We start from the raw sequence: 2,506 nt of genomic DNA on the forward strand, positions 1-2,506 counted from the left end.
GATCATAGCGGCCACCACCACCAATAGAGCTTTGGGCCCCAATTTCCGGAACCATGATTTCAAAAGCCGTTTTAGTGGCTATGGAAAGTCAGGGAGTTAAATTTCCTATTCAGCGGTCAAGTCAAGTTTTTGTTGCTGCTATCGGTGAAAAAGCTGTACGAGAAAGTGTGAAAATAGTTCAGGAATTACGCCAAAGGGGTTTATTGGTGGAACGGGATTATTTGGCACGCAGTTTAAAATCACAATTAAAAACAGCAGACCGTTTGGGAGTTTTATATACCGTAATTTTAGGTGAAATTGAATTACAGAAGCAAGAAGTGGTGATTCGGAACATGTCTAGTGGTGAACAAAAGAAGATTGCATATGAAAATTTAGTGGTTTATTTAGGGGAAAAATTAGGGGGAAAAGAAAGATGAGTGAAAGCTTAAAGGGATTAAAAAGAAGTCATTATTGTGGTTTAGTTGGTAAAACAGAGGTGGGTAAAAAGGTAACTTTAATGGGCTGGATACATCGCCGCAGAGACCACGGTGGGGTAATTTTTTTGGATTTAAGGGATCGAGAAGGTTGTTTACAGATTGTTTTTAATCCAGATCAAGGCAGCGAATTATTTAAAAAGGCGGAAACAGTTAGAAACGAAGATGTTGTCGCCGTGGTAGGAGTAGTTGCTCGGCGACCTGTAGGAACGGTAAATCCTGATTTAAAAACAGGTGAAATTGAGGTTTTAGCTGAAGAACTGCGGATCCTAAGTAAAGCTAAAACTCCTCCTTTTTACATTACAGATCAAATAGATGTGGATGAAAATATTCGTTTGCGATATCGTTATTTGGATTTGCGCCGTCCGCTTATGCAAAAAAATTTTAAATTAAGACATCAAGCACTACAAGTAATACGCCAATATTTTTCGAAAAAAGGCTTTTTAGAAATAGAGACACCACTTTTAACTAAAAGTACACCAGAAGGAGCACGCGACTATTTAGTGCCTAGTCGGTTATCTGCAGGTAAATTTTTTGCTTTACCACAATCACCACAATTATTTAAGCAATTATTAATGGCTGCCGGTTTTGATAAATATTATCAAATTGCACGCTGTTTTCGTGATGAAGATTTACGAGCAGATCGTCAGCCTGAATTTACCCAATTAGACATAGAAATGTCTTTTGTCGAACAAGAAGATATTTTAGAGCTAATAGAGGTAATGTTAAAAGAATTATTTAAAGAATGTTTAGGGGTAGAACTTGAAATCCCGCTACCGCGTTTAAGTTATCAACAAGCAGTGGCAGATTATGGAACAGATAAACCAGATTTGCGATTTAATCTAAAATTGGTAGAGATAAGTGAAATTGTTAAGGAAACCGAATTTAAGGTTTTTAAAGAAGTCATTAAAAATGGTGGTCAAGTAAAAGCTATTAATGCTAAGGGCTGTGGAAATTATTCGCGTAAGGAAATTGATGATTTAACCAAATTGGTTAAAGTTTACGGAGCAAAGGGCTTAGCTTATTTTATACTTACGGAAACAGGTATTAAGTCACCAATTAAAAAGTTTTTTACTAATGAGGAGGGTGAAAGGATAGTAAAAGCTTTGGACGGTCAGCCTGGGGATTTGCTTTTATTTGTAGCCGACAAGCCTTCTGTTGTAGCCGCCGCTTTGGGCCACTTGCGTTTGGAATTGGGTAAGTGTTTGGGTTTAATTAATGAGGAACTTTTTAATTTCTTATGGGTGGTTGATTTTCCTTTATTGGAATATGATGAACAGGAAAAAAGGTGGACAGCTGTACACCATCCTTTTACTTCCCCACATTACGAAGATTTGCCGCTTTGGGCTACTTCACCAGAAAAGGTTAGAGCCCAGGCCTATGATTTAGTTCTTAATGGTGTAGAAATTGGCGGTGGCAGTATTCGTATTCATCAAAAAGAAATTCAAGAACTAATGTTTAAAACTTTAGGTTTAACTACCCAAGAAATACGGGAGAAATTCGGTTTTCTTCTAGAGGCTTTTGAATATGGTGTGCCTCCACATGGTGGTATAGCCTTGGGTATAGATCGTTTAATTATGCTACTTGCTAAAAGACAAACTATTAGGGATGTAATTGCTTTTCCAAAAACACAAAGTGCTGCAGATTTAATGACAGAAGCTCCTTCCGAGGTTTTTGCGGCACAACTCGCAGAACTACATTTGCAGATTATTACTGATGAGGAATAATTAGGGGGATTTTTGTTAGTTTCTAATCTTGCAATGTGACTTATCTTGTGTTAACATAAACTTACAAGGTTAGGTAATCACCCTGCGGTGTTCGTGAGTTTGGCCGCTTGTTTTGAGCCAACACCTTAACATTGGGAGCCCGGACTTCAGTTGTGGCTTGTAGGCCTACAGAGATGGGACACAAAAAGCAATTGGGAGGGCACCCACCTGCCGAGCGCAGGTTCAAAACGACGGCATCACGGCATGGTGGGGTTAGATTATAGAGGGAATTGTCTGAATGCTTTCTTTTATGTCTATTGAATAAAA

General features: G+C 38.4%; 2 protein-coding genes and 1 other RNA gene. All 3 read left to right on the plus strand.

Annotation, left to right across the window (positions count from 1 at the left end):
* The first annotated feature begins 53 nt into the window (after positions 1-53).
* The gene (locus tag GX687_02630; protein HHX96347.1) at positions 54-416 is read left to right on the plus strand and encodes a hypothetical protein; all 363 of its coding nucleotides are present in this window, start codon (positions 54-56) and stop codon (positions 414-416) included.
* Positions 413-2,200 carry an aspartate--tRNA ligase gene (aspS, locus tag GX687_02635; protein HHX96348.1) on the plus strand — a complete coding sequence of 596 codons (1,788 nt, stop codon included), beginning with the start codon at positions 413-415 and terminating at the stop codon, positions 2,198-2,200. Before GX687_02630 ends, aspS begins: the two co-directional genes overlap by 4 nt.
* A gap of 76 nt (positions 2,201-2,276) precedes the next feature.
* Positions 2,277-2,457: non-coding RNA, 6S RNA (gene ssrS / locus GX687_02640), on the plus strand.
* Positions 2,458-2,506 lie beyond the last annotated feature (49 nt).

It is taken from the genome of Clostridia bacterium, from assembly GCA_012841935.1.
Lineage (GTDB): Bacteria > Bacillota > Peptococcia > DRI-13 > DTU073 > DUTS01.

Excerpts from the sequence above, each read along its gene's own strand:
- aspS (HHX96348.1), top strand. The coding sequence starts at position 413 with ATGAGTGAAAGCTTAAAGGGATTAAAAAGAAGTCATTATTGTGGTTTA.
- GX687_02630 (HHX96347.1), top strand. The coding sequence starts at position 54 with ATGATTTCAAAAGCCGTTTTAGTGGCTATGGAAAGTCAGGGAGTTAAA.